Consider the following 21,936-nt stretch of genomic DNA (forward strand, 5'->3'; position numbering starts at 1 on the left):
GATAGCCAAACTCCTTGTCCCACAAGGGGTTAGCTATCCTTTGCATTTTTTTATGTGATAAAGTCGGGATTATAGCACAAGTTCTGTATAAAACAGCTCACCTACTACTATCCTACACCTATTTTCTTTTATAAAAAAGGAATTGAGATAGTATCACCAATATGAAATAAGGCAATATATAATCTATTTCTAAAACTACCTGCTTATACCAAAAAACTAGCCTACTCAGCCAGTTTTCGTATTTTTACATGAAATCTCCAAGTCAGAAAAATTGCTCGCAAGAGCAGGTCAATCAAAATCGACAGCCAGACGCCGGCAATTCCTAAATCGAACATCTGACCTAAGACGATAACACCTACGACGCGCAGCCCCCACATTCCTATCATTGTGGAGTAGAGTGGCGACTTGGTATCCCCCAAGCCCTGCAGAGCGCCAGCCATGATCAAGGAAACCGCAAGGCCTGGCTGGTTGAAAGCATCGATCCGTAAAGCTGTGACGACTTGTTTGATGGCTTCTAGGTCTTTGGTAAATAGCAGAGCAAAACTTGGAGCTCCGAAAAATAAGATGGTACCGAGCAGGGACATGATGGCTACTCCATAGGCAGAGCTGAGAAATGCGACTCGTCTAACTGTGAGGATGTCCCCCTTTCCCAAGGCTTGACCAATCAAAACCGCTGCCGCTGTCGCAAGACTATAGGCTGGCATATAGGTAAAACTCTCGATATTGCCTGCAATCATGTGAGAAGCATAGACAGTCATCCCCAGCCCAACAATCAAACTGAAATAGACCACCTGTCCCAACCGCATAACCAAGCGTTCGGCCGCTGCAGGTAGGGTCAAATCCACCATTTCCTTAGGACTTCCGAAATGGAACAATTGTTTGAAATCAACTGCCAAGTCAGTCTGTTGCACCTTTCGGTAAAGCAAGACAGTACCAAGCAAGCGAGCTAAGACGGTTCCCAAGGCCGTCCCTACAATACCAAAACCTGACCAAGAGCCAATACCAAAAATCAAGAAATAGTCCAAGACCACATTAAAACCATTGGTCAGTAAGCTCATTTTCATAGGGGAAACTGTGTCGCCAGATGCCCGCAGGATTGTTCCCAAAATGGTCATCAGAGCTTGGAAAATCGTCAAGCCACCAACCCAGTAAAAAAATGCCTGGGCGCCAGCCAAACTCTCCGCATCTGCTCCCATCAAGACCAGCATCTGCCGCCCAAAAATAAGGGATAGGAAACCCAATAGCAGACCTACACCTACTGAAAGCACTAAGGCTTGACGGACATGAAAGGTAAGAGATTCCCTATCTCCCGCGCCAATAGACCGAGCAATCAAAGCTGTTGCCCCAACTCCCAAAGCCATATAGACCGCCAAATAGACATTCAAAATCGTATTGGCAAGACCAACTGCCGTCACCGCTACCAGCCCCAGCTGTGCAATCAAGAGGGTATCCATAAAACCAACTAAGGTCTGAAAAATATTTTCCACCGTCGCAGGAAAGGCCAAACGAATAATCTCTTTTCCTAAACTTTCTTGCTTCATTTTCCTCTCCACGGATTTATTTAGAATAATTATAAATAAAAACAGGTGAAAAAACAAGAAAACAGGGAGTGGGGAAGAACTCGATAAGTCAAAAAGGAGTTCGTCTCCCCACCCCCGCATAGCTCCAAAGGTTCGGGGAGCCTTTGGAGGTTGGAGATAAGGCGAACTCCGTTCGCTTCAGTCGTATAAGGAAGATTTGGAGTGGAAAACACGAATTGCTGAGATTTGCTTCGCAAATCTTATCTCCAACCTTTTTACCTCGCTTTTCTGTTTCAAGGCTCGGGCTGAAACAGTTCCCAGAACTGTTTCACTCCACTGGACTGTTAAAGCCAATCAACCACTGCGCTGAGATGTTGACACGAGCTCTGAGAAGTGCACCGATACCGAGCCTAGTTTCCTAAAGCTTCACTTTTTATAGATTTCTTTCCGGTGCCCGATTTCAAGAGCTAGGATGACCATTTTGTTATCCATAATATCACAAATTACACGGTAATTTCCCACTCGATACCGCCACAGGCCCGTATAGTCTCCAACCAAGACCTTGCCAAACTGCCTTGGATTCTCCAAACCGTCCAAACTTTTTTTCAAATCCTTAGCAAGCATCAGCCCCACATGCCTGTCCATTTTTTTCAACTGCTTCAAAGCATCATCGCTGAGAACAAGTTTATAAGCCATCTTCTAACTCCGCAAGAACATCATCAATCGAGTGTGTAACAGGATTTTCTTGGAATTTCTTCAAAGCCTTGATACCAATTTCATAGTCCAACTGGTCTTCTATCTGTTCTGCCAGTGCAGTTTTAAATAACTCAGACAGGCTTTTTCCTGTATGAATGGCATAGCTTCTGAAGATTTCTTCTTCTGCATCGTTTAACCGCAAGGATACAATTCCCATCATTCTACCCACTTTCTTCTTGTAATACATTGTATAACAATTCGTTCAAAATGTCAATGGACACCAGAAAAACAGACCACGTTTGTAGTCTGTTTGTATATCTATTGATTTGCTTATGGATGCAAGCGATGCAACATTCTCGGGAACGGAATGGCTTCACGGATGTGTTTTGTACCAGCCACAAACGTCACCATACGTTCAATACCGATACCAAAGCCACCGTGAGGTACGGAACCGTACTTGCGAAGGTCAAGGTAGAATTCATATTCTGACTTGTCCATGCCGAGCTCATCCATCTTGGCTACCAAGGCATCGTAGTTGTCCTCACGCATAGAGCCACCGATGATTTCACCGTAGCCTTCTGGTGCCAAGAGGTCCGCACAAAGTACACGTTCTGGATTGCCAGGAACTGGTTTCATGTAAAAGGCCTTGAAGCTTGCTGGATAGTTAACAACGAAAGTCGGTACACCAAAGTAGTTTGAAATCCAAGTTTCATGTGGCGAACCAAAATCATCCCCATGCTCGATGTGTTCGTAGTCCGTATCTTCATCAGCCTCATGCTCTTGCAGAAGGGTAATGGCATCATCATAAGCCACACGTTTAAATGGTTCTGCAATGTAGCGTTTGAGAGCATCCACATCACGCTCAAGAGTTTCCAAGGCTTGTGGAGCACGGTCGATAACACCTTGAATCAAGGCTTTGACATAAGCTTCTTGCAAATCAAGTGACTCTTCATGGCTGAGGAAGGAATACTCGGCATCCATCATCCAGAACTCTGTCAAGTGACGGCGAGTTTTTGATTTTTCTGCACGGAAAACAGGACCGAAGTCGAAGACACGACCAAGTGCCATAGCACCAGCTTCAAGATATAGCTGACCTGATTGGCTAAGGTAGGCAGGTTGACCAAAGTAGTCCGTTTCGAACAATTCTGTCGAATCTTCTGCCGCATTTCCAGACAAGATTGGGCTATCAAACTTGATAAAGCCATTCTTTTCAAAGAATTCATAAGTCGCATAGATGATGGCATTACGGATTTGTTGGATAGCGACCTGCTTACGTGAACGCAACCAGAGGTGACGGTTGTCCATCAGGAAGTCCGTACCGTGTTCTTTTGGTGTGATTGGGTAATCTTGTGATTCGCCGATCACTTCAAGGTCTGTCACATCCAACTCATATCCAAACTTAGAACGCTCATCTTCCTTGACAATCCCTGTCACATAGACAGACGTTTCTTGGCTGAGACGTTTTGCTACATCGAACTTCTCCGCACCAGCTTCTTCGCCGAATTTTTCAATGAAGTTTGGCTTGAAAGCAACAGCTTGGAAGAAGGCTGTTCCGTCTCGCAACTGTAAGAAAGCCAATTTGCCCTTGCCTGATTTGTTGGAAACCCAGGCACCAATGGTCACTTCTTGACCGACATAATCTTTTACTTGGTTGATGGTAATCAATTTTCTAGACATTATTTTTCCTCTTTTTATTTTTTCATAAATGTGTGTAGTCGTGCCACTGCTTCTTTGAGCGTGTCCATATCTGTCGCATAGCTGAGGCGGATATTCTCAGGAGCTCCAAAACCAGCACCTGTCACCAAGGCCACCCCAACTTCTTCCAAAATGGCTGTGGTAAATTCAGTCACATCTGTGTAGCCCTTGATTTCCATAGCCTTTTTGACATTTGGGAAGAGATAGAAGGCACCTTCTGGCTTGATAAGCTCAAAACCTGGTACTTCTGCCAGCAAGGGATAAATGGTATTAAGCCGCTCTTCAAAGGCCTGACGCATGGTTTCTACCGTATCTTGCGGACCTGTAAAGGCTTCAATAGCCGCATACTGAGCAACTGTTGTCAGGTTCGATGTCGTCTGTCCGACAATCTTGCTCATGGCCGCGATAATCTCAGGATTGCCAACCGCAAAGCCAACCCGCCAACCTGTCATGGCATAGGCCTTGGCCACACCGTTGACAACAATGGTCTGCTGACGAATGCTTTCTGAAATGCTTGAAATCGGTGTGAAGGTATTTCCATTATAGACCAAACGACCGTAAATATCATCTGCCAAGATGAGAATATCGTGCTCCACAGCCCAGTTTCCGATGGCTTCCAATTCCTCACGACTGTAAATCATGCCCGTCGGATTGGACGGACTATTGAGCAAGAGAACCTTGGTCTTATCCGTACGAGCCGCTTCCAGCTGGTCAACCGTTACCTTGAAATTGTGCTCTTCACTTGCAGTGACAAAGACTGGCACGCCTTCGTTCATCTTAATTTGATCTGCATAAGAAACCCAGTAAGGTGTCGGAATAATCACCTCATCACCAGGATTGATGACCGCCGCAAAGAAAGCATAGAGAACAAATTTGGCACCTGTCGCAAGAACGACTTGATTGCGTTCGATAGAGTAGCCATAGAAATTCTCAAAGTAGGTATTGACTGCGTCCTTCAACTCAGGAAGCCCTGAAGCTACCGTATAAAAACTCGCCTTACCATTTTCGATAGACTTAATAGCAGCTTCTTGAATATTTTTCGGTGTGACGAAGTCTGGCTCACCCAAGGTCAGCTCTAAAATATCACGTCCTTCCACCTTCAAGGCTTTTGCACGCGCACCTGCTGCCAGAGTGACACTTTCTTCCATTTCTAAGACTCGTCTTGATAACTTGCTCATAAGCCCTCCCGTTTGATAAAGTTCCCTGTTTCAAATTCAACTAAATAGTAGGCAGTGCCTGACTTGACTTCCCAAATTGGTTTGTCATCCCTAAAACCTAGAATCACCCTATCAGCTGCTGACGCACCATTCTCTGTAGCGACTGCCTGCGCTTCTTCCTTAGAAATACCATTCGCCATTGGATAAACGTACACAGTATTTGTCTCTTCAGGAATGATAACCGCAATCATTTCCCCCTGACTCGTCTTTCCTTGCACGCTAAAGTATGTTTCTGTCCCGTTGTAGATAGAGACATCATCAACAACCTCTATATCCGTATAGTCTCGAGCTACAGAAATAGCGTGATTCTCTACATCAGAAAAAGGCTTAGCTGCAAGGTCCCAAATAACGAATATCGAAAAAGTCATGACACTTAGGAGTATAAAGGAACCAGCTATCAGCTGTCCCTTCTTCGTTGCCAATACTTCCAAAAGTTGAAAAATCTTTTTTTCCATAGTAGTCCTATTATACTACAAGTTAAAGCATATTTCCATTTTTTCCGTAATTGAATTATGAATAAACTTTCATTCTCCTTCAGACAGAGAACGAATATAAGAACTGGGACCCACAGTTCAGCTCCTCTATGCTATATAAAGTACTTTACCTATGAATATAGGATTTAACTTTTTTTGCTTGATAACCGAACCATTTATTGCTAAAATATTCTCATGAGAACTGTTGAACAATCTTTAAATGAGAACAAGCATGCACTTCACAGTCTAGTCGTCTTTCGCAGAGCAGCTAATACTATCGCAAAATCAGAATTAGAAACAATCAAAAAATACGGACTGACAGTTTGTCAGTTTGGAGTGATGGAGGCACTCTACAACAAAGGAAATCTGCGGATTCAAGACTTAATTGATAAATTATTAAGCACATCTGGCAACATGACTGTCGTTATAAAAAACATGATTCGAGATGGCTATATCTACAAGACGATCGATACAAATGACCGTCGTGCTTCCTTGATTGCCCTCACTCCACTTGGACGCGAAACCATTGAAAAAATCCTTCCAGAGCATTATGATCACGTTGGAGAGATTTTTTCTGTCCTTAGTTCAGAAGAACAAGACCAATTAGCCGAGATACTTAAAAAATTCAAGAATCAGCAGACCTAGGATTACCAACAAAAGACAAATACGATATACTAAATTTATGTTTTTATGAAAAGGAGGCCATCATGGCAAACGTATTGTTTTTAGTTGGTTCACTACGTGACGGTTCTTTTAACCATCAAATGGCAAAAAAGCCGAAGCGTTCTTGGCTGATAAGGCTCAAGTATCTTACATTGATCTTGCAAAAATTCCCCTATTCAACCAAGACATCGAGACACCTATCCTTCCTGAAATTGCAGAGCTACGTGCACAAGTAGACGCTGCGGATGCTATCTGGATTTTCTCACCAGTATATAACTATGCAATCCCAGGCATCGTAAAAAATGCTCTCGATTGGCTCAGTCGTTCGCTCGATTTATCCAATCTAAAAGGACCATCTATCCTACAAGATAAAATCACAACTGTCTCTGCCGTCGCAAACAGTGGTCACGACCACCTATTCAAAGACTTCCAACACCTTCTTCCATTTATCCGCACTCAGATTGCTGGTGAATTTACAGGTTCAACCATCAATCCAGAAGCATGGGGAACAGGTGTATTGGAGTTATCTGACGAAACTCTAACAAAACTCGAGCAACAAGCAGCTGACCTGTTGGCAGCAATTCAATAATCAAAAAAAACCAGAATTTCTGGTTTTTTTGATTAACATTTTAAGAGTATTCCGACTTCTGACAAGAATCAATTACTACTTTGATGACTTCTCAAAACCATTCCCCAACTTCATTTCTCACACATTGCAAGGCCGCACCGATAACCTGGTGCATATCGTAGTAACGATAATGACCAAGACGCCCACCGAATATAACATTCTCTTGTTGTTCTGCCAATTCCTTATATGCTGTGTATAGATGATTATTGCGATCATTGTTGACTGGATAATATGGCTCATCGCCTCGTTTCCAGGTCTTCGAATACTCACGGGTAATAATGGTTTTATCTTGTGTACCAAATTCGAAATGTTTGTGTTCGATGATTCGAGTATATGGTGTCTCGCTATCTGTGTAGTTCACAACTGCATTCCCTTGATAGTTTTCCATATCCAACACTTCTGTCTCAAATCGAAGGCTACGATATTCCAATTCACCAAGCTTATAATCAAAGAACTCATCAATCATTCCTGTAAAGACAATCTTTGGATAGGTAGCTAAATAGTCTTCCTTATTGGCAAAGAAATCAACATTTGTCTCAACATCAATATTCTCATGTTCCAACATTTTTTCTACAATCTGCGTGTAGCCACCGATTGGAATACCTTGATAAGTATCGTTAAAGTAGTTATTATCATAAGTCAAACGAACAGGCAAGCGACGGATGATGAAGGCAGGTAACTCCGTACACGGCTTTTCCCATTGTTTCTCGGTGTAGGACTTGATCAATTTTTCATAGATGTCTGTACCAACTAGTGAGATAGCTTGCTCTTCCAAGTTCTCAGGTGTTTTTCCTCCCAAAACAGCTCGTTGCTCTGCAATCTTCGCTGCTGCTTCAGCAGGGGTCACCACACCCCAAAGCTTGTTAAAGGTATTCATGTTGAAGGGAAGATTGTAAATCTCACCCTTGTAGTTGGCGACTGGTGTGTTTGTATAGCGGTTGAACTCCGCAAATTGATTGACATAATCCCAAATTTCTTTTTCAGAAGTATGGAAAATATGCGCGCCATATTCATGGACTTGAATACCTTCTACTTCTTTGGTATAGATGTTACCCGCAATGTGTTCTCGTTTTTCGATAACCTTTATTTTTTTACCCTTTTTAGCTGCCTCGTGAGCAAAGACCGCTCCGAACAGACCTGCACCAACAACTAAGTAGTCGTAATGTTTCATATATTTTGTATTTTCCTCCTAGAACTGATGTTCTTGCGAGAATTGAGTCAACTGTTCCGAAGTTAGTCCTGTTATTTCTAACACATCCTCTATGTCAAGACCTCTAGCTAATAATTTTTGTGCAACATCTAAACTTTTTTGTAGACTTCCTTCTTCTAGGCCTTTCTCTAGACCTTCGGCTCTTCCTTCTTCCTTTCCACGATTTCTACCACGTATAAAAGAACTTTCCAATTCTCCAAAGTGGTTGGAAGCATTACGCAACCATTGATCTACCATTTCGATTTCCTCTTAAACCTGATGTTTTTGTGACAGTTGATTGATTTGATCTGAAGATAGACCGGTCAATTTTTCAATCAGTTCATACGAAAAACCTTCACGCAACATCTGATAGGCGACCTCTATACGACCTTTCTCCAAACCTTCTGCTCTGCCTTCCTCCTTACCTAGCCGTCTACCACGTATGTAGGAGCTTTCCAATTCGCCAAAGTGGTTGGAAGCATTGCGTAACCATTGATCTACCATTTCGATTTCCTCCTCTGTCCATGTGTTTCTATCCAGCAGATGTTCTGCTTTTTCAATAACATCTGATGTAGATTGACTAAATGCTCGATTGGCGAAAAATTCTATCCATTGGCGCTGATTTTTCTCTAGCTGACCCTTGCGGAATTTTTTCAGTTCAATAATGACCATTTCAAATGGTTTTCTCAATTCTTCATGTTCGCCAAATGGCAATTCCAAGACTTGACCCCCATCTTTTTCAGTCAGTACAAAACTGTGAATCGGCTGATCATCATCAAAATACTTACTAGCTACTAAGGCAATCGAATAAATCGGTGAGATTTTATCATACATATCGTGTGTCTGTGTGACCTTGTCACGAACATTGGGCAAATCCTTAACCAAATGTTGGCAGGAATAGGTCCATAAGCGTTTGATAAAACTGTTTTGATAGGCAACCTGTATCTCGATGATGACTTGTGTTCCATCATCCATACGAGCCAAAATATCCACCGTAGTACTAAAGTGGCTAGTCCTTTCCTTTTTTACATCCGCAATAGTTCCATTCAAAATCTGAACAGACTTGGGGCGAAAACCTAGAAAAGTATTGATGAAATCAATGGTAATTTCGTGGTCATTGAAAATCTTTTTTGCAATAATATCAGCCATTGGACTGACTGCCTGTCGGCGTTTTGTCATCTCTATCCTCCAAATAAAGTAATCGAGAAATACTCCCTATCTATTTATTCGGAAAAGTTTATAGTTATATTATAGCACGGTATCTAAAATTTTCAAGTCACTTTCCTATTACAGCAACTACTAAAAAGCGTCCCAAAGCCATGTTGACTACGGAACGTTTTCTACTTTATCTGAAGAAAAAATGAAAATTCGTTCTATCCAAATGCAAGTTCAAATACCCTATATTTAATCCCTCCTAAAAATATCCCGTGTATAGACCTTGTCAAGAACATCATCCAAACTCAAGTCGTATCGATTGGCTACAATGGCTTGACTCATTTCTTTAAATTTCTTAAGATTGTTGACGACTTTGGAGCCAAAGAATGTCGTTCCGTTCTCTAAGGTCGGCTCATAAATAATCACCCTTGCTCCCTTAGCCTTCAAACGCTTCATAACTCCCTGGATAGAACTTTGACGGAAGTTATCAGAATTACTCTTCATGGTCAGACGATAAATTCCTATCGTGATATCCTTTTCTTGCTGTTGCGAATAGGAATCATGTTCTGAGTAAGCATAGTAGCCAGCCATCTTCAGTACCTGATCGGTAGCTACATCAACAATACGTTCGTTAATTCCGGAAATGCAGCAATCCTATGATTAGCTATGTGAATTTAAAAATTCTTGTAACTGTCCTAAATCATCAAGATTATCAATCTCAAATATAACGTTCGAAGGAATATCTCGCTTATACACTGTCAACTTATCCAAGTTATCTTTTACAAGATTATCCCAATACAAATTACAAAAATCGTTTGATTCTAACACTTCTTCAATAAGTTTGTTTAGAACCTGACCAGATTTTGCATCCCAATATGATACCCCAGATAGAATAGAGCCCTCGCCACTATCTATCACAATTTCTTTCACTTGACCATTATCATCACATTTTAAAAGCCACTCATCCTCAAAATTATCTTTATATGCCGAAAAATATGTAGAAATGGTTACATCAGAATCTAAGAAGTTCGTGTGCAAATAATTGTCCGCATCAATCACATAAGCATCACTTAAAAAATCCCTCACAAGATACATGCTATAAAAGTTATTATAGGTATCATATTTATCATTGTGAATTAACCTTACCCCATATTTACTCTCTAAAAAGTCAAACTTTTCTGATAAATAACCTGTCACAATAATAATTTCCGAAATACCTATTTCATTTAAAAATAAAATTTGTCTTTCTATTAATGTTTGATCTCCAACTTCAATCAAAGATTTAGGAGTTGTAAAAGTCAAGGGTCTTAATCTAGTTCCCATTCCTGCTGCTAAAATAATCGCTCTCATCAATTCTCCCCCTTAATTTTTCAAGACAAATAGTGTACCAATAACAATAACTATACTACTGAAGATTAACTTTATATCTAATTGTCCACCGAAAAGAAACAGCGAGAAGATGACTGTCCAAATAGAATAAGTGACATTTAAACCTGTCGCTCTTACTGGACCTATAGTATCAATAGCAGAATAATAAAATAAATAGGAAAGCGTTCCTATAACGGAAAGACAAATGATAAAAAGAATAGACTGTGAACTAAAAACAGTTGCTAAACTGTAAACAACATCCCCCTCTATTATCATAAACAACAGATAGACTAAGCTTGAAGTCCATTGCCTGATAAATAAAGCTTGTTTAGGTAAAATATCTTCTTTCATGCCATAAGCGGTAATAACACTCTCTGAAGCCCAGCCAATTACACATAGCAATGCCACTAAAGAACCAATGAATAATTCTTCTATTTGAGAAAAACCACTATATCCAAGAAAAATAACTGCCAAGATAGTTAAAGCGAGCCCAAACCATCCCTTTCTTGTCAAATAATCTTTTAAAAAAATCATACCTAATAAAGCTGCGACTGCAGGGTAGATAGCGGATATTGTCGCTGTCAAGCCTGCCCCCAACTTCTCCACTGCAAATAGATAGGCTCTCATTCCTAAAGGTCCTGCGAATACTGCTGCTATCATTACAAAATAAGCACTTCTAGTTTTCAAAATTTGTATCGTATTTTTAAACCGACCTCTAATAGATAAGTCAATTGTTAAAAAAATAGCAGAAAAGAAATCGTGAAAAAATGCTAATAGTAACGTAGAGGATAATAGCTTGCTATCCCCAACAACGAAAGGAACCATTAACAATATCAAACTATTCAAGGATGTATCCAATCCCCAAAACATTCCTGATAACAAGCCCTGTAAATTTCCTCTTAAACTAATCTTCATAGTTACTCCTTTTAGAATAAGTATATATATATTTAAAACATCGATACATTCTTTAATCTCTTCTAAAAATATCTCGTGTATATACCTTATCTCGCACATCGTCCAAAGAACTATCATAACGATTGGCTACAATGGCTTGACATTGAGACTTGAACTTCTTCAAATCATTGATAATTTTAGAACCAAAGAAGGTTGAGTCGTCCTCTAGAGTTGGTTCAAAAATAATAACTTTTGCACCTTTGGCTTTCAATCGTTTCATGACACCTTGAATGGAACTCTGTCTAAAGTTATCCGAGTTGCTCTTCATCGTTAAACGGTAAACACCAACAGTAATTTCTTTTTCTTGCTGACGAGAGTAGCTATCATGTTCAGAGTAATCATAATAACCAGCCATTTTCAGCACCTGATCGGCAATAAAATCTTTCCTTGTTTTATTGGCTTCAACAATGGCCGTCATCATGTTCTGTGGAATATCATTGTAATTAGCCAATAATTGCTTTGTATCTTTTGGCAAGCAATAGCCTCCATATCCGAAAGAGGGATTATTATAATGATCGCCGATACGAGGATCCAAACCAACTCCTCGAATAATCGATTCTGTATCTAATCCTTTTAGCTCAGCATAGGTATCCAATTCATTGAAGTAAGAAACACGCAAGGCCAAATAGGTATTGGCAAAAAGCTTAACCGCTTCAGCTTCTGTCGATCCCATATGTAATACATCGACATCCTCTTTCAAGGCACCTTCTTGTAGTAGCGAGGCAAATAGTCTTGAACCTTCTACTACCGAATCTGGAGCTCCTTCTTCACAGGATACAATAATCCGTGAAGGGTAGAGATTATCATAAAGTGCTTTTGACTCTCTAAGAAACTCTGGACTAAAAATAATATTTTCCGTAGCAAACTTTTCACGCATAGACTGGGTGAATCCAACAGGAATCGTTGATTTGATGACCATTAATGCCTTAGGATTGACCGACAATACTGTTTGAATCACAGATTCCACATGACTAGTGTCAAAGTAATTCTTAGCACTATCATAGTTCGTTGGAGCAGCAATCACAACAATTTCTGCCTCTTTGTAGGCTTTTTCTGCATCAAGTGTTGCTACTAAATTCAAGTCCTTTTCCGCAAGATATTTCTCTATATAATCATCCTGAATCGGAGAGTTCTTAGAATTGATTAAGTCAACTTTTTCTTGGATAATATCCACAGCGGTAACTTGATGATGCTGTGCTAATAAGACAGCGATAGAAAGACCGACATAACCGGTTCCTGCAACAGCGATATTTTTTGCCGGAAGAGTGCCGATTGACTTCGGAAAATCAGAAACAAATAAACTGTTAATTTCAAATTCAAGCACATTGCTCAAAGCCAGTAACTGAGGAATCGAAGGAAGATATTCACCTTGCTCCAGCTTGCTAATCATAGCCCGATTTATCCCTGTCAAATCAGAAAGTTCCTGCTGAGAATATCCCAACTCTTTTCTTTTAGAAAAAATAATAGTTTTAAGAAATTCTTGAGAAAATTCTTTGTTACTCATAATTTCACCTCTACAAAAAAATGATATACAAAGTATACCATTTGTTACTAAAAAAATCAAAAAAATATCATCGACAACATAGTTTTAATCAAGTGCTATAAGAGAACAAGATAAATCAATCCTTCTCATCTTTGTGTATCTTGATATATTTTTTATCCATACAAACTATGAGCATACTAGTCTAGAAAACAAGGTCTATTTATAATACTCCTTATACCATTGAGCAAATCGACGTAAGCCTTCTCTGAGAGTGGTAGAGGGACTAAAACCAAAATCTCTCTCCAAATCAGAAGTATCAGCGTAGGTTACTGGTACATCTCCAGCTTGCATAGGCACCAGTTTTTTATGTGCTTCAATATCAAAATCTTCTGGCAATACTCCTGCCAAAACTAGTTCCTCACTCAATATGTGAACAAAATCCAATAAGTTTTCAGGATTGCTATTGCCAATATTGTAGATTGCATACGGCGGAATAGGGAGACCATCACTTCCACTTCTCTTCTGTGGTGCGCCAAACATGACACGCTTGACACCTTCCACAATATCATCGACATAGGTAAAATCACGTTTACAATTTCCATAGTTGAAAATTTCAATCGTTTCCCCTTTTATCAGTTTATTTGTGAATCCAAAATAAGCCATATCTGGACGACCTGCTGGACCGTAGACCGTAAAGAAACGTAGTCCCGTTGTTGGAATGTCATAGAGCTTACTATAAGCATGAGCAAATAACTCGTTTGACTTTTTGGTTGCTGCGTAAAGCGAAACAGGATTATCAACCTTGTCATCTGTTGAAAATGGTACTTTTTCATTCCCACCATATACTGAAGATGAGGAGGCATATACAAGATGTTCAACTGGATAATGGCGACACGCTTCTAGGATATTTTGAAAGCCAATGATATTACTTTCAATGTAAACTTCTGGATTTGTAATCGAATATCTTACACCTGCTTGTGCTGCCAAATTCACAACAATATCAGGCTGATATTGTTCAAAAATTGAATTTACTAATCCTTTGTCCGCCAAATCGCCTTCAATAAAAGTCCATTTATTTTTACTTTCGTTTGATAGTTGATTTATTTGTTCAAGACGATACTGTTTCAACGTTACATCATAGTAATCATTCAAATTATCAAGACCGATAATATGATATGCTTCGTCACTCCTTAATAGTTCTAATACTAGGTTGCTACCGATGAAACCAGCTGAACCTGTGATGAAAATAATTCTGTTCTTATTTAATTTCAATATACTTCCTCCCTATCTATTTTATAAAGCAAACATCTCCGATTATATTTGCATTCATCATTCAAACAAGAAAATAAAAATATTAGCACTTCCTAATTATCCTCATCTTCGAAAGTTGATAGATACTCACTGACAATAACTGAAAACTCTTTTGCATATTCATACTGGTATCGAGCGTAGTCACCAAACTCAACCCCTAGTTGCTGTTTATATTCACACCAATTGCTCCATAACAAACCAGCAGTAGCAACATATGCATAAATTTTCATTCTTATTCTTTCTTCGCACCCTTCTTCAAAGTATGCGTCTATCAAAAAATCTATTTGCTCCCTATTGTATTGAGAATAAATAGCAAACATCGCAATGTCTAAATCAGGATCCTGCATCCCAGCATACTCCCAATCAATTAAACGAACTTCTGTTTGATTATTTTTCTCAAAGATTAAGAAATTATCGGGATTTGCATCAATGTGACAAAGAACCTTTTTTTCTATATTCAACTGAATATAACTCTTAAGAGTAAGTACTCTATTTTTAACAGATTGATAGTCTTCGTATATAGATTCCCTATTTCCTCTTAAGCTTTCATAAAATTCTATTTCCCCAAATAAATCAAACTCATGAGAAGTAATTAATTCGCTTTCATGAAAACCTCTTAATTTTTTCATACATAAAGAAACATCGCTTTTATTATTTGAATCACAGTTTCTTGCACCATCAATAAAAGAAGTAATTTTATATCCTTTTTCAGGGCTAATATAAATCAATTCGTCACTAATACTTTCCCCAGCAATTACTCTGTAAACTTCAGCTTCCTGTTCTCGATTAATTAATTTATCGGTTCCCTCCCCAGGAATTCTCATAATGTAACTTTTGTCTTTGCATTCAAACATAAAAGAACGATTGGTCATGCCTTTTTTCAAGGCAAGTACATTCTTTATTTCTTTAGGAGCAATATCAAAAGTTGTACAAATAATATCTATTGTTTCTACTCTTAAATGATTAGACATATCATCTAAGAAAATCAAATCTTCAAATGTATTAATATCTTGTATAAAATGCTCGCAATTTTTGAATGTAGGTATTGCTAGTTCCCCATCTGTAACCAAAAGCTCTTCCCAAGCTAGCATTTGTTGACTAGGGTTATTTGCCAACTCTCGAAGCCTCTGCTTTATCCAAATTGAATCCGATTGCTCTATAAAAGCAACACCTAATCTTTCGCTCAAATCATCTAACTTTGTTACGTTTTTTGAAATATCAGCAATCATATACCAAGAAGAGTCATCTTTCTTGCTAGTAAAAGGATTTGTTGCGCACCAGATGTCACATGGAATTATATAGGAATTCGACAAATAGGATTCCGCTAAACTTAGGGAGTATAGTGTATTGGAGTTAGCAAAATCATCATTTTCAATTAATTCAACTTCGTACTTATCTATTAAATATCGGAATTGTTCTTTTTTGTATCCAATAACAATAATAATTTCAGAAACCCCTGCTTCTTTGAGTTGTACGATTAAGCGTTCAATCAATATCTCACCATTCACTTCTAGAAAAGCCTTGTGAGTCTCAAAATTTAATGGGATAGTTCGTCTACCTAAGCCCGCCGCGAGAATAATGGCATTTTTTAGTATCATCCATGCAACCTCAATAAATATTCTTAGACTGTAAACTATGATGTTTCAGTAATTCTTTGATTCTATTTTCTAATGCAGGTACCTTTAAATAATCACCATAGAGTAACGATAGTAAGTGCTTGTAAGACGTTGGCACACAAAATTCTCCTTCTAAAGTTTGCATTTTTTCTATCGATAGTACATTTTTTGTTGGAATCTCATACCATGTAGCAAAAATGTCTGCTGTTGTGGCGTAACTTGACTCTTCTAGTCCGTACATACTACATAATTTTTCAAATTTCTTATAATCTCTTTCAACATCGCGAAATAAGTATCTCAGCTTAAATAAGCCGATTTTTACTGCACCTTTAAATGAATTAGCTGATTTTATAAGAGAAATCAATTTATAGTATCTAATAAAGGCCAGTTGTTGTACTTCTTTAGAAAATCTCTTCCTTTCTTCTGACTCTTCTGGCATACCAATCAAATAAAATACATCTAAATGAAATAACTCAGTAGAATAACCTTTTGGTGCAATCCGCATCATATAATGACGACAGTTCTCATCAACTTCTGGACAGTAAAAATAAAACTCGTCGTTCAAATCATTCTTTAGTGCCTCAATAAGCTCCTCTTTTTTCGAATATGGAACAAAAACATCCACATCATAATCCCATGGAATTTGACCATTATCTCTCACAGCACCTAATAAGGAACCATATGCTAATTGATATGGAATTGAGTTCGTGACACAAACCTTATGAAATTCTCTCAAAGCATTCAAAATTAAATCTTGATAGGATTTGAACTCTTCAAAAATTTGTTCGAAATCTTTACGATAATATGAACTCTTACGAACCTCTTCCAAAAATTCATTTCTATCCATTTTTTCCTCCCAAAAGATTTTTTTTCTGATTTAAGAATTGTTTAAACTCTGCACGGAATTTATAAAGCACAAAACCTAGGTAAGTAAACATTACAACAACTCTGTACCCAAACTCAATATAACTAAATGTAAACGGATAGTTAAGATATGTAAAATACAGCCCAATCCCCATAAAAACAACAACTACCATGATGATATAGACAAGCTTTGAAAGCTTTAATCCTATATCTTCAAATCGTTTGCTAATTGCTATGACAATCCCGACTCGTATGAGCATTGAAATAAAATCTGCAAGGATTGAGCCGGTTATACCTAAGATTCCAATCAAATAATAAGAAATTACTACATTCACCAGGCTACTTGATAAGGTTGCAACAAAAATCAATCTTGATGCTTTCTTATGATAGAAGAGAATTTCTACATAAAAATAGTAAAGTATCTTTATCAAAAATACACTTACTATCAAAGGAATATACTTCCAAGAAGAAGCATATCCTTTATCTAATAACAAAATAATATAATCATGAGAAAATAGTGCAATGCCCAAAAGGAAAAAACCAATTACATACGTTAAAATTTCTGAAATTTTCGCAATATTCTTCCGAACTGAATCGTTTAATATCGTCATCTGCTCATAGAGCCATGGACCGTAAGCACTATTCACATAACCTTGAACTATATCAGCAATACCACCGAATTGGGAGGCAATCGCAAACAGTCCTACATCTCCTAGATTCCCAATGTCTCCGATAAAAAGCTTCGACAAAAAAACTGTAATATGGGTTGATAAATTATGAGGGATTATTGGTATCGAATATAGTAAAGCTTCCTTTAGTAATCTCTTATCCAAGCACCATATTATCATACTAGATTTCCATAGATCAATTAACATTACAAAGAAGTAAACAGCATATGTTATGAGATTGGCAAGTAAGACTCCATTTGCTCCGAGTTTAAAATGTACTACAAATAATATATTCAAAACTAGGGTAAGAATAAAAAATATCAGTGTAATGATTGCATACTTTCCAGCTTGCTGCTGACTTTTTAAAATATTTTCATAAATAGTATACTGACAATAAAAAACTAGCGATAAAATAGAAATGAATATTGTCGGAAAAAAGTCTATATTATTAAAAAAATAATAACCCACTATTTTCTTTCCAAGTATCATAACTATACTAGCAATAATACTAATTAGTAAAACAAATAAAATTATAGTTCCATAAAAACGACTTAACCTAACCGTATCATGTTTTAGATCTACATAAAAACGAAATATCGCAGAATACAACGATGCCGCAACAAGAAATGAACCTGTTATTAAAAAACTACTTACAAGACTCGTAATACCATAATCAACAGTGGTTAAATAAGAAGTATAAAGCGGAAGTAGAAAAAAACTAAATCCTCTGATTAACAACCCACAAACCATGTAAATAATAGTATTTTTAAATACAACTTTTGTCGTTAACTTTTTTATCAATTATATATCCTCATAGTCGATGATTTATCAAGGAGATGTTTTATCAATCTGCGACAAATCTAACAACTCTCCAAGTTTTTCATCTGTTTCTTTTGGTGAAAATGGTAAAAAACCTCCTGCTGGATAAAAGGTAAATTCCGAAAAATATATCCTACCATTAACAGAATACAAATCTATTCGTACAAATGGGGCATTACAAATATCATAAAGTTTTTCTGCTATCTTTCTCATTTCTGGAAAATTTGGAGGTAAGACAAAATCACCTAAACGTCTAAAATCAGCTCTACAAAATTCTAATTCATTTCCCTCTAAATCATAGAATGAAATTTGAGCAGTATTATGATCTTCAAGTCCTTTAGAAATATATATAAATTCCGCTCTCCCATTAAAAAAGAAAAATTTATAATCTACTGTATCAGCTACGTTAGCTAAATCTTCTAAATACTCTTCCGCTATAATTCTAGGTGGAACATCTTTATAAACCCATTCTCTATAAGGATAGTAAAAATTACGTTTTAATGCCCTGCAAAGCAATTTTCTTGCCTTTTCTCTATCAAATTCCTCTTTATCCCTGCAAATAATCACGCTCCCTGAATCATGCGTACATTTTAAAACAAATTGATTTGGCAACGTATCAAAATCGATTTCTTCAGCACGATTCCAAACGTCCAATGTGGGAACAATATACTGCTTGCCAATGCTTGCAGCAACAACCTCTTTCACTTTATATTTATCAACCAACTTGATATATTCTTTATTTCGATCATGAATTTTTAACCATTGTAATTTTTCGTTATATGTTTTAGGTGATAACAAATTCAACTCTTGGTTCATATTGATTTTATACAACCTTTTCAAAAAAACACTATCTGGCATATTTTTGAAAAAACCATTCCTTGCTAAAACTTTGAATCTGTAATCTTTATTAAATAAAAATTTAAAATATTTATTCATTTCTCACTCCCTAATGTCTATATCGGTTATCCATTTTAAAATTAATCGGACATTTGTTATTCTTCTATTTGGATTCAGGCTTCCGTAAAATTTCATTCAACATTGCGCAAGAAATAATAATAGGTAGGTACCAAAAAACCTGTGCGGAGAAAGTTACCGCAGACCATTCAATAAACAATATTGTACTAACTAAAGAAAAAGATAAGAGAGAAAAATTATTTTTTTTCTTATTTGCTAAATCCCTCAAACCATTCAAAGATATATAGAGATTATATATGTATCTACTGTAATATGTGAATAACCCCATCAAGCCAAATGTAACCGATAATTCTGCAATGTTACTATGTGAATAATCATAGTTCAAGGTTGTTTTTAAACCAAAATAATTCCATCCACCTCCAAAAATCGGGTGCTCCAGAAAAAAATGTAGGGATTCAACTAACATTTTTTCACGCATGTCCGTTGAATAAGAATATGTAAGAGTATTAGAATCCCCCAGTAAAGTCATCAACATCTGCTCGATTCGAAACCCCATAATAGAATAAAAATAGGGAATCTTAAAAATTAGAATCCATAAAAAAAAGAAAGACAGGATGACCTTTAACCAAATAATCGCTTTATGACGATTATGATAATAAAAAATAAATAAATTAGTCAATAAAAAAAATAAAGTCTTTTTAGATCCTGTCAGCAACATAAAAATTACAAATACTAAAAATAAAATCATGTCGTGCTTATTCTTAGTAATACAATATCTCCATGCCAGTAAAGAACTAACCAAACCAAAGTTAAATCCTACAGAGTTTACGTTTCCACTTAAGGAACCACCTATTCGTACACCTCCTGATATTATATCTGCCCCCTCTTTAGAAATCAGATATATAATTGAAAACAATCCTGCTAGAACAAATGGAAGTGTTATTTTTATGTAATTCTTTCGTAAAATAGATGAAATCGATAAATATAAAGCAATATTTTCAAAATATCTGTACAGTATCGAATCAATAGGAAAAACTCCAGACCTTAGAAAAAATATTCCATAAACACAAAACATAAAGTAAATCACTGAAATCCAAATGATAAAATGATTCAATCTTACTCTATAGCGAAAATATTGCACTCCCAAGCTGTACGAAATAACCATACCTATCATTGTTAGCACCGAATAAACTTTTATACTCTCAGGAGTATAAAAGTTTATTTCAGATACTAAAATTAGCACAATTGCCATAATATTTAAATAAAACTCTAATGTTGAAACTTTTATTTTTCTACTTTCAATCATTTGATTCTCCGCAAACACTCTTCCCATTGATCATATATTTTTTCACTGCTAAATTCTTTTACACTATTATTTGCAGTTTTCCCCATTTCCTCTGCAATCTGCGGATTCCGCAACATCCACAACATCGAATTTGACAAGGCTGCCCTATCATTTCTTGGCACAAGAAGTCCATTTTCCTTATTATTAATAACATATCTCGCTCCCCCTGGTCGACAATCAGTCGAAATCACAGGTAAACCCAATGCCATTGCTTCTAATAAAGTATTGGGAACTCCTTCATAATCAGAAGACAATACAAACAAACTTGCGTCGATCATCTTTTTATGTATTTCTGAACAAGTTCCCTTTAAAAAAATTCGTTTTGATAAATTCAATCGTTGAATAAGGGTTCTTAATTCATTTTCAAGAGGTCCCTCTCCATAAATTTCCAAATCATAGCCTTCAAGTTGTTTGGAAATATCCGCAAATGCCTTTATTAATAACTTTTGATTTTTTTGTTCATGTAATCTACCAACTGAAACAATCACTTTTCGTCGGCAAATCAATTCTGGAAATTCCAAATCGTTTATAAAAATAGGATTCATGATAATCTTACTTTTTCTTTGAACTTTTTGGTTGAAAAACTCCTGTGCTCCCTTTGATTGAAAAATAAAATAATCAATTCTAGGAATACTAATCATACGAATTAGCCCCATAATTCCTTTATATTCCTTATCACTTGGATCTCCACGTTCTGCGTAAATAATTTTACCTGTTACTTTCTTAGACATAAATGATGTCAAATAGGCTGTTTGAAACCAAAAATGAATAGTGATATCAGGTTTAATCTCGCTCAAAAATTCTTTTATAGCAGAATATCTAGCTAAAAGTCTACCTACTCCTTTTGCTGTGTCTTTCAAGTATATGTACTTAACTTTCGTGGATAGCTCATAACATACATTATCTACAGAGAGGGATACTAACCAAACACTATGCCCCCGTTCAGCCATTTCGTTCGCTAGAGCGATATTTTGCTTTTCGGCTCCTCCAAAACCATGTAAAAATGATAAAAAAACTATTTTCATACTTACTCTCTAAATTATTTTAGCTGAAACTTCAGCAACTGTACAATTTTCAGGAATGTCCTCCAGTACCATAGCGGTCGCTCCGATGTTGACATGTTCCCAATTCTAACATTATTAAGAATCACAGCTCTATTTATTATATATATTATCGCCAATAAGCGTATTTTTTTCATACAGTCATATTCTGTAATAGTACATCTTGACAAAGAGTAATTCTCCCTAAAAAATGAACATTTCTGGCAATCACTGTGCTGCTCAATATATGTTTGTAAATTATAAACAAAAACTCAACCAACACTATTCCCACACTCCCAAGGATACAACAACCTTTG

20 protein-coding genes and 2 pseudogenes are annotated in these 21,936 nt (G+C 37.0%); 2 read left to right on the forward strand and 20 right to left on the reverse strand.

Going from position 1 to position 21,936, the window contains the following annotated elements:
* Positions 1 to 221: 221 nt before the first annotated feature.
* The 6 genes from SST62_RS0109305 to SST62_RS0109330 all read right to left on the reverse strand — a co-directional run bounded on the left by SST62_RS0109305 (position 222) and on the right by SST62_RS0109330 (position 5,583).
* Positions 222 to 1,541 carry an MATE family efflux transporter gene (locus tag SST62_RS0109305; RefSeq protein ID WP_029187133.1) on the reverse strand — a complete coding sequence of 440 codons (1,320 nt, stop codon included), beginning with the start codon at positions 1,539 to 1,541 and terminating at the stop codon, positions 222 to 224.
* Between the two features lie 405 nt (positions 1,542 to 1,946).
* A complete protein-coding gene (locus tag SST62_RS0109310; RefSeq protein ID WP_029187134.1) occupies positions 1,947 to 2,216 on the reverse strand; it encodes a type II toxin-antitoxin system RelE family toxin in 270 nt (89 codons plus the stop codon).
* Entirely contained in the window at positions 2,206 to 2,433 is a 228-nt protein-coding gene (gene relB, locus SST62_RS0109315; protein WP_002938604.1) for a type II toxin-antitoxin system RelB family antitoxin, read from the reverse strand. The genes SST62_RS0109310 and relB overlap by 11 nt, the downstream gene beginning before the upstream one ends.
* A 113-nt stretch (positions 2,434 to 2,546) precedes the next feature.
* Positions 2,547 to 3,893 carry an asparagine--tRNA ligase gene (gene asnS / locus SST62_RS0109320; RefSeq protein WP_029187135.1) on the reverse strand — a complete coding sequence of 449 codons (1,347 nt, stop codon included), beginning with the start codon at positions 3,891 to 3,893 and terminating at the stop codon, positions 2,547 to 2,549.
* Positions 3,894 to 3,907: 14 nt separating this feature from the next.
* A complete protein-coding gene (locus SST62_RS0109325; protein ID WP_029187136.1) occupies positions 3,908 to 5,089 on the reverse strand; it encodes a pyridoxal phosphate-dependent aminotransferase in 1,182 nt (393 codons plus the stop codon).
* Positions 5,086 to 5,583: a DUF5590 domain-containing protein gene (locus SST62_RS0109330; RefSeq protein WP_029187137.1), complete on the reverse strand. Its 498-nt coding sequence runs from the start codon at positions 5,581 to 5,583 to the stop codon at positions 5,086 to 5,088. Before SST62_RS0109330 ends, SST62_RS0109325 begins: the two co-directional genes overlap by 4 nt.
* Positions 5,584 to 5,796: 213 nt before the next feature.
* On the opposite strand from SST62_RS0109330, the gene SST62_RS0109335 reads away from it, so the two are divergent.
* Entirely contained in the window at positions 5,797 to 6,246 is a 450-nt protein-coding gene (locus tag SST62_RS0109335) for a MarR family winged helix-turn-helix transcriptional regulator (protein WP_009909619.1), read from the forward strand.
* Between the two features lie 62 nt (positions 6,247 to 6,308).
* Positions 6,309 to 6,853, forward strand: a pseudogene (locus tag SST62_RS01000000111710) (NADPH-dependent FMN reductase).
* A 91-nt stretch (positions 6,854 to 6,944) separates the two neighbouring features.
* Here SST62_RS01000000111710 and glf read toward each other — a convergent pair.
* The 14 genes and pseudogenes from glf to SST62_RS0109410 form a co-directional block, all read right to left on the reverse strand.
* The gene (gene glf, locus SST62_RS0109345) at positions 6,945 to 8,063 is read right to left on the reverse strand and encodes a UDP-galactopyranose mutase (protein WP_029187138.1); all 1,119 of its coding nucleotides are present in this window, start codon (positions 8,061 to 8,063) and stop codon (positions 6,945 to 6,947) included.
* 18 nt (positions 8,064 to 8,081) lie between these two features.
* Positions 8,082 to 8,339, reverse strand: coding sequence for a hypothetical protein (locus SST62_RS0109350; protein WP_029187139.1), 258 nt, complete (start codon positions 8,337 to 8,339; stop codon positions 8,082 to 8,084).
* 12 nt (positions 8,340 to 8,351) lie between these two features.
* Entirely contained in the window at positions 8,352 to 9,260 is a 909-nt protein-coding gene (locus SST62_RS0109355; RefSeq protein WP_029187140.1) for an Rpn family recombination-promoting nuclease/putative transposase, read from the reverse strand.
* A 225-nt stretch (positions 9,261 to 9,485) separates the two neighbouring features.
* Positions 9,486 to 9,854: pseudogene (locus SST62_RS0109360) on the reverse strand (UDP binding domain-containing protein); the annotation flags it as partial.
* 42 nt (positions 9,855 to 9,896) lie between these two features.
* Positions 9,897 to 10,586, reverse strand: coding sequence for a CTP--phosphocholine cytidylyltransferase (locus SST62_RS0109365; protein WP_029187142.1), 690 nt, complete (start codon positions 10,584 to 10,586; stop codon positions 9,897 to 9,899).
* A 12-nt stretch (positions 10,587 to 10,598) separates the two neighbouring features.
* On the reverse strand, positions 10,599 to 11,519 hold the full coding sequence (locus tag SST62_RS0109370) for a DMT family transporter (protein ID WP_029187143.1): 921 nt from the start codon (positions 11,517 to 11,519) through the stop codon (positions 10,599 to 10,601).
* Positions 11,520 to 11,571: 52 nt separating this feature from the next.
* Positions 11,572 to 13,062, reverse strand: coding sequence for a nucleotide sugar dehydrogenase (locus tag SST62_RS0109375; protein WP_029187144.1), 1,491 nt, complete (start codon positions 13,060 to 13,062; stop codon positions 11,572 to 11,574).
* A 195-nt stretch (positions 13,063 to 13,257) separates the two neighbouring features.
* Complete coding sequence (locus SST62_RS0109380; protein ID WP_029187145.1) at positions 13,258 to 14,313, reverse strand: NAD-dependent epimerase/dehydratase family protein; 1,056 nt, start codon at positions 14,311 to 14,313, stop codon at positions 13,258 to 13,260.
* 92 nt (positions 14,314 to 14,405) lie between these two features.
* Positions 14,406 to 15,950 carry an NTP transferase domain-containing protein gene (locus SST62_RS0109385; protein WP_029187146.1) on the reverse strand — a complete coding sequence of 515 codons (1,545 nt, stop codon included), beginning with the start codon at positions 15,948 to 15,950 and terminating at the stop codon, positions 14,406 to 14,408.
* 10 nt (positions 15,951 to 15,960) lie between these two features.
* A complete protein-coding gene (locus SST62_RS0109390; protein ID WP_029187147.1) occupies positions 15,961 to 16,815 on the reverse strand; it encodes a LicD family protein in 855 nt (284 codons plus the stop codon).
* A complete protein-coding gene (locus SST62_RS0109395; protein WP_029187148.1) occupies positions 16,808 to 18,301 on the reverse strand; it encodes a lipopolysaccharide biosynthesis protein in 1,494 nt (497 codons plus the stop codon). The genes SST62_RS0109390 and SST62_RS0109395 overlap by 8 nt, the downstream gene beginning before the upstream one ends.
* Before the next feature lie 27 nt (positions 18,302 to 18,328).
* Positions 18,329 to 19,255, reverse strand: coding sequence for an ATP-grasp fold amidoligase family protein (locus SST62_RS0109400; RefSeq protein ID WP_029187149.1), 927 nt, complete (start codon positions 19,253 to 19,255; stop codon positions 18,329 to 18,331).
* Positions 19,256 to 19,319: 64 nt separating this feature from the next.
* The gene (locus SST62_RS0109405) at positions 19,320 to 20,540 is read right to left on the reverse strand and encodes an O-antigen ligase family protein (RefSeq protein WP_029187150.1); all 1,221 of its coding nucleotides are present in this window, start codon (positions 20,538 to 20,540) and stop codon (positions 19,320 to 19,322) included.
* The gene (locus tag SST62_RS0109410; RefSeq protein WP_029187151.1) at positions 20,537 to 21,604 is read right to left on the reverse strand and encodes a glycosyltransferase; all 1,068 of its coding nucleotides are present in this window, start codon (positions 21,602 to 21,604) and stop codon (positions 20,537 to 20,539) included. The genes SST62_RS0109405 and SST62_RS0109410 overlap by 4 nt, the downstream gene beginning before the upstream one ends.
* Positions 21,605 to 21,936 lie beyond the last annotated feature (332 nt).

The organism is Streptococcus suis YS56 (assembly GCF_000440115.1).
GTDB classification, from domain to species: Bacteria; Bacillota; Bacilli; order Lactobacillales; family Streptococcaceae; genus Streptococcus; species Streptococcus suis_L.

Bases quoted from the DNA above. Each gene is read 5' to 3' on its own strand.
- SST62_RS0109305 (WP_029187133.1), bottom strand. From the start codon at position 1,541: ATGAAGCAAGAAAGTTTAGGAAAAGAGATTATTCGTTTGGCCTTTCCT.
- SST62_RS0109310 (WP_029187134.1), bottom strand. From the start codon at position 2,216: ATGGCTTATAAACTTGTTCTCAGCGATGATGCTTTGAAGCAGTTGAAA.
- relB (WP_002938604.1), bottom strand. From the start codon at position 2,433: ATGGGAATTGTATCCTTGCGGTTAAACGATGCAGAAGAAGAAATCTTC.
- asnS (WP_029187135.1), bottom strand. From the start codon at position 3,893: ATGTCTAGAAAATTGATTACCATCAACCAAGTAAAAGATTATGTCGGT.
- SST62_RS0109325 (WP_029187136.1), bottom strand. From the start codon at position 5,089: ATGAGCAAGTTATCAAGACGAGTCTTAGAAATGGAAGAAAGTGTCACT.
- SST62_RS0109330 (WP_029187137.1), bottom strand. From the start codon at position 5,583: ATGGAAAAAAAGATTTTTCAACTTTTGGAAGTATTGGCAACGAAGAAG.
- SST62_RS0109335 (WP_009909619.1), top strand. From the start codon at position 5,797: ATGAGAACTGTTGAACAATCTTTAAATGAGAACAAGCATGCACTTCAC.
- glf (WP_029187138.1), bottom strand. From the start codon at position 8,063: ATGAAACATTACGACTACTTAGTTGTTGGTGCAGGTCTGTTCGGAGCG.
- SST62_RS0109350 (WP_029187139.1), bottom strand. From the start codon at position 8,339: ATGGTAGATCAATGGTTGCGTAATGCTTCCAACCACTTTGGAGAATTG.
- SST62_RS0109355 (WP_029187140.1), bottom strand. From the start codon at position 9,260: ATGACAAAACGCCGACAGGCAGTCAGTCCAATGGCTGATATTATTGCA.
- SST62_RS0109365 (WP_029187142.1), bottom strand. From the start codon at position 10,586: ATGAGAGCGATTATTTTAGCAGCAGGAATGGGAACTAGATTAAGACCC.
- SST62_RS0109370 (WP_029187143.1), bottom strand. From the start codon at position 11,519: ATGAAGATTAGTTTAAGAGGAAATTTACAGGGCTTGTTATCAGGAATG.
- SST62_RS0109375 (WP_029187144.1), bottom strand. From the start codon at position 13,062: ATGAGTAACAAAGAATTTTCTCAAGAATTTCTTAAAACTATTATTTTT.
- SST62_RS0109385 (WP_029187146.1), bottom strand. From the start codon at position 15,950: ATGATACTAAAAAATGCCATTATTCTCGCGGCGGGCTTAGGTAGACGA.
- SST62_RS0109390 (WP_029187147.1), bottom strand. From the start codon at position 16,815: ATGGATAGAAATGAATTTTTGGAAGAGGTTCGTAAGAGTTCATATTAT.
- SST62_RS0109400 (WP_029187149.1), bottom strand. From the start codon at position 19,255: ATGAATAAATATTTTAAATTTTTATTTAATAAAGATTACAGATTCAAA.
- SST62_RS0109405 (WP_029187150.1), bottom strand. From the start codon at position 20,540: ATGATTGAAAGTAGAAAAATAAAAGTTTCAACATTAGAGTTTTATTTA.
- SST62_RS0109410 (WP_029187151.1), bottom strand. From the start codon at position 21,604: ATGAAAATAGTTTTTTTATCATTTTTACATGGTTTTGGAGGAGCCGAA.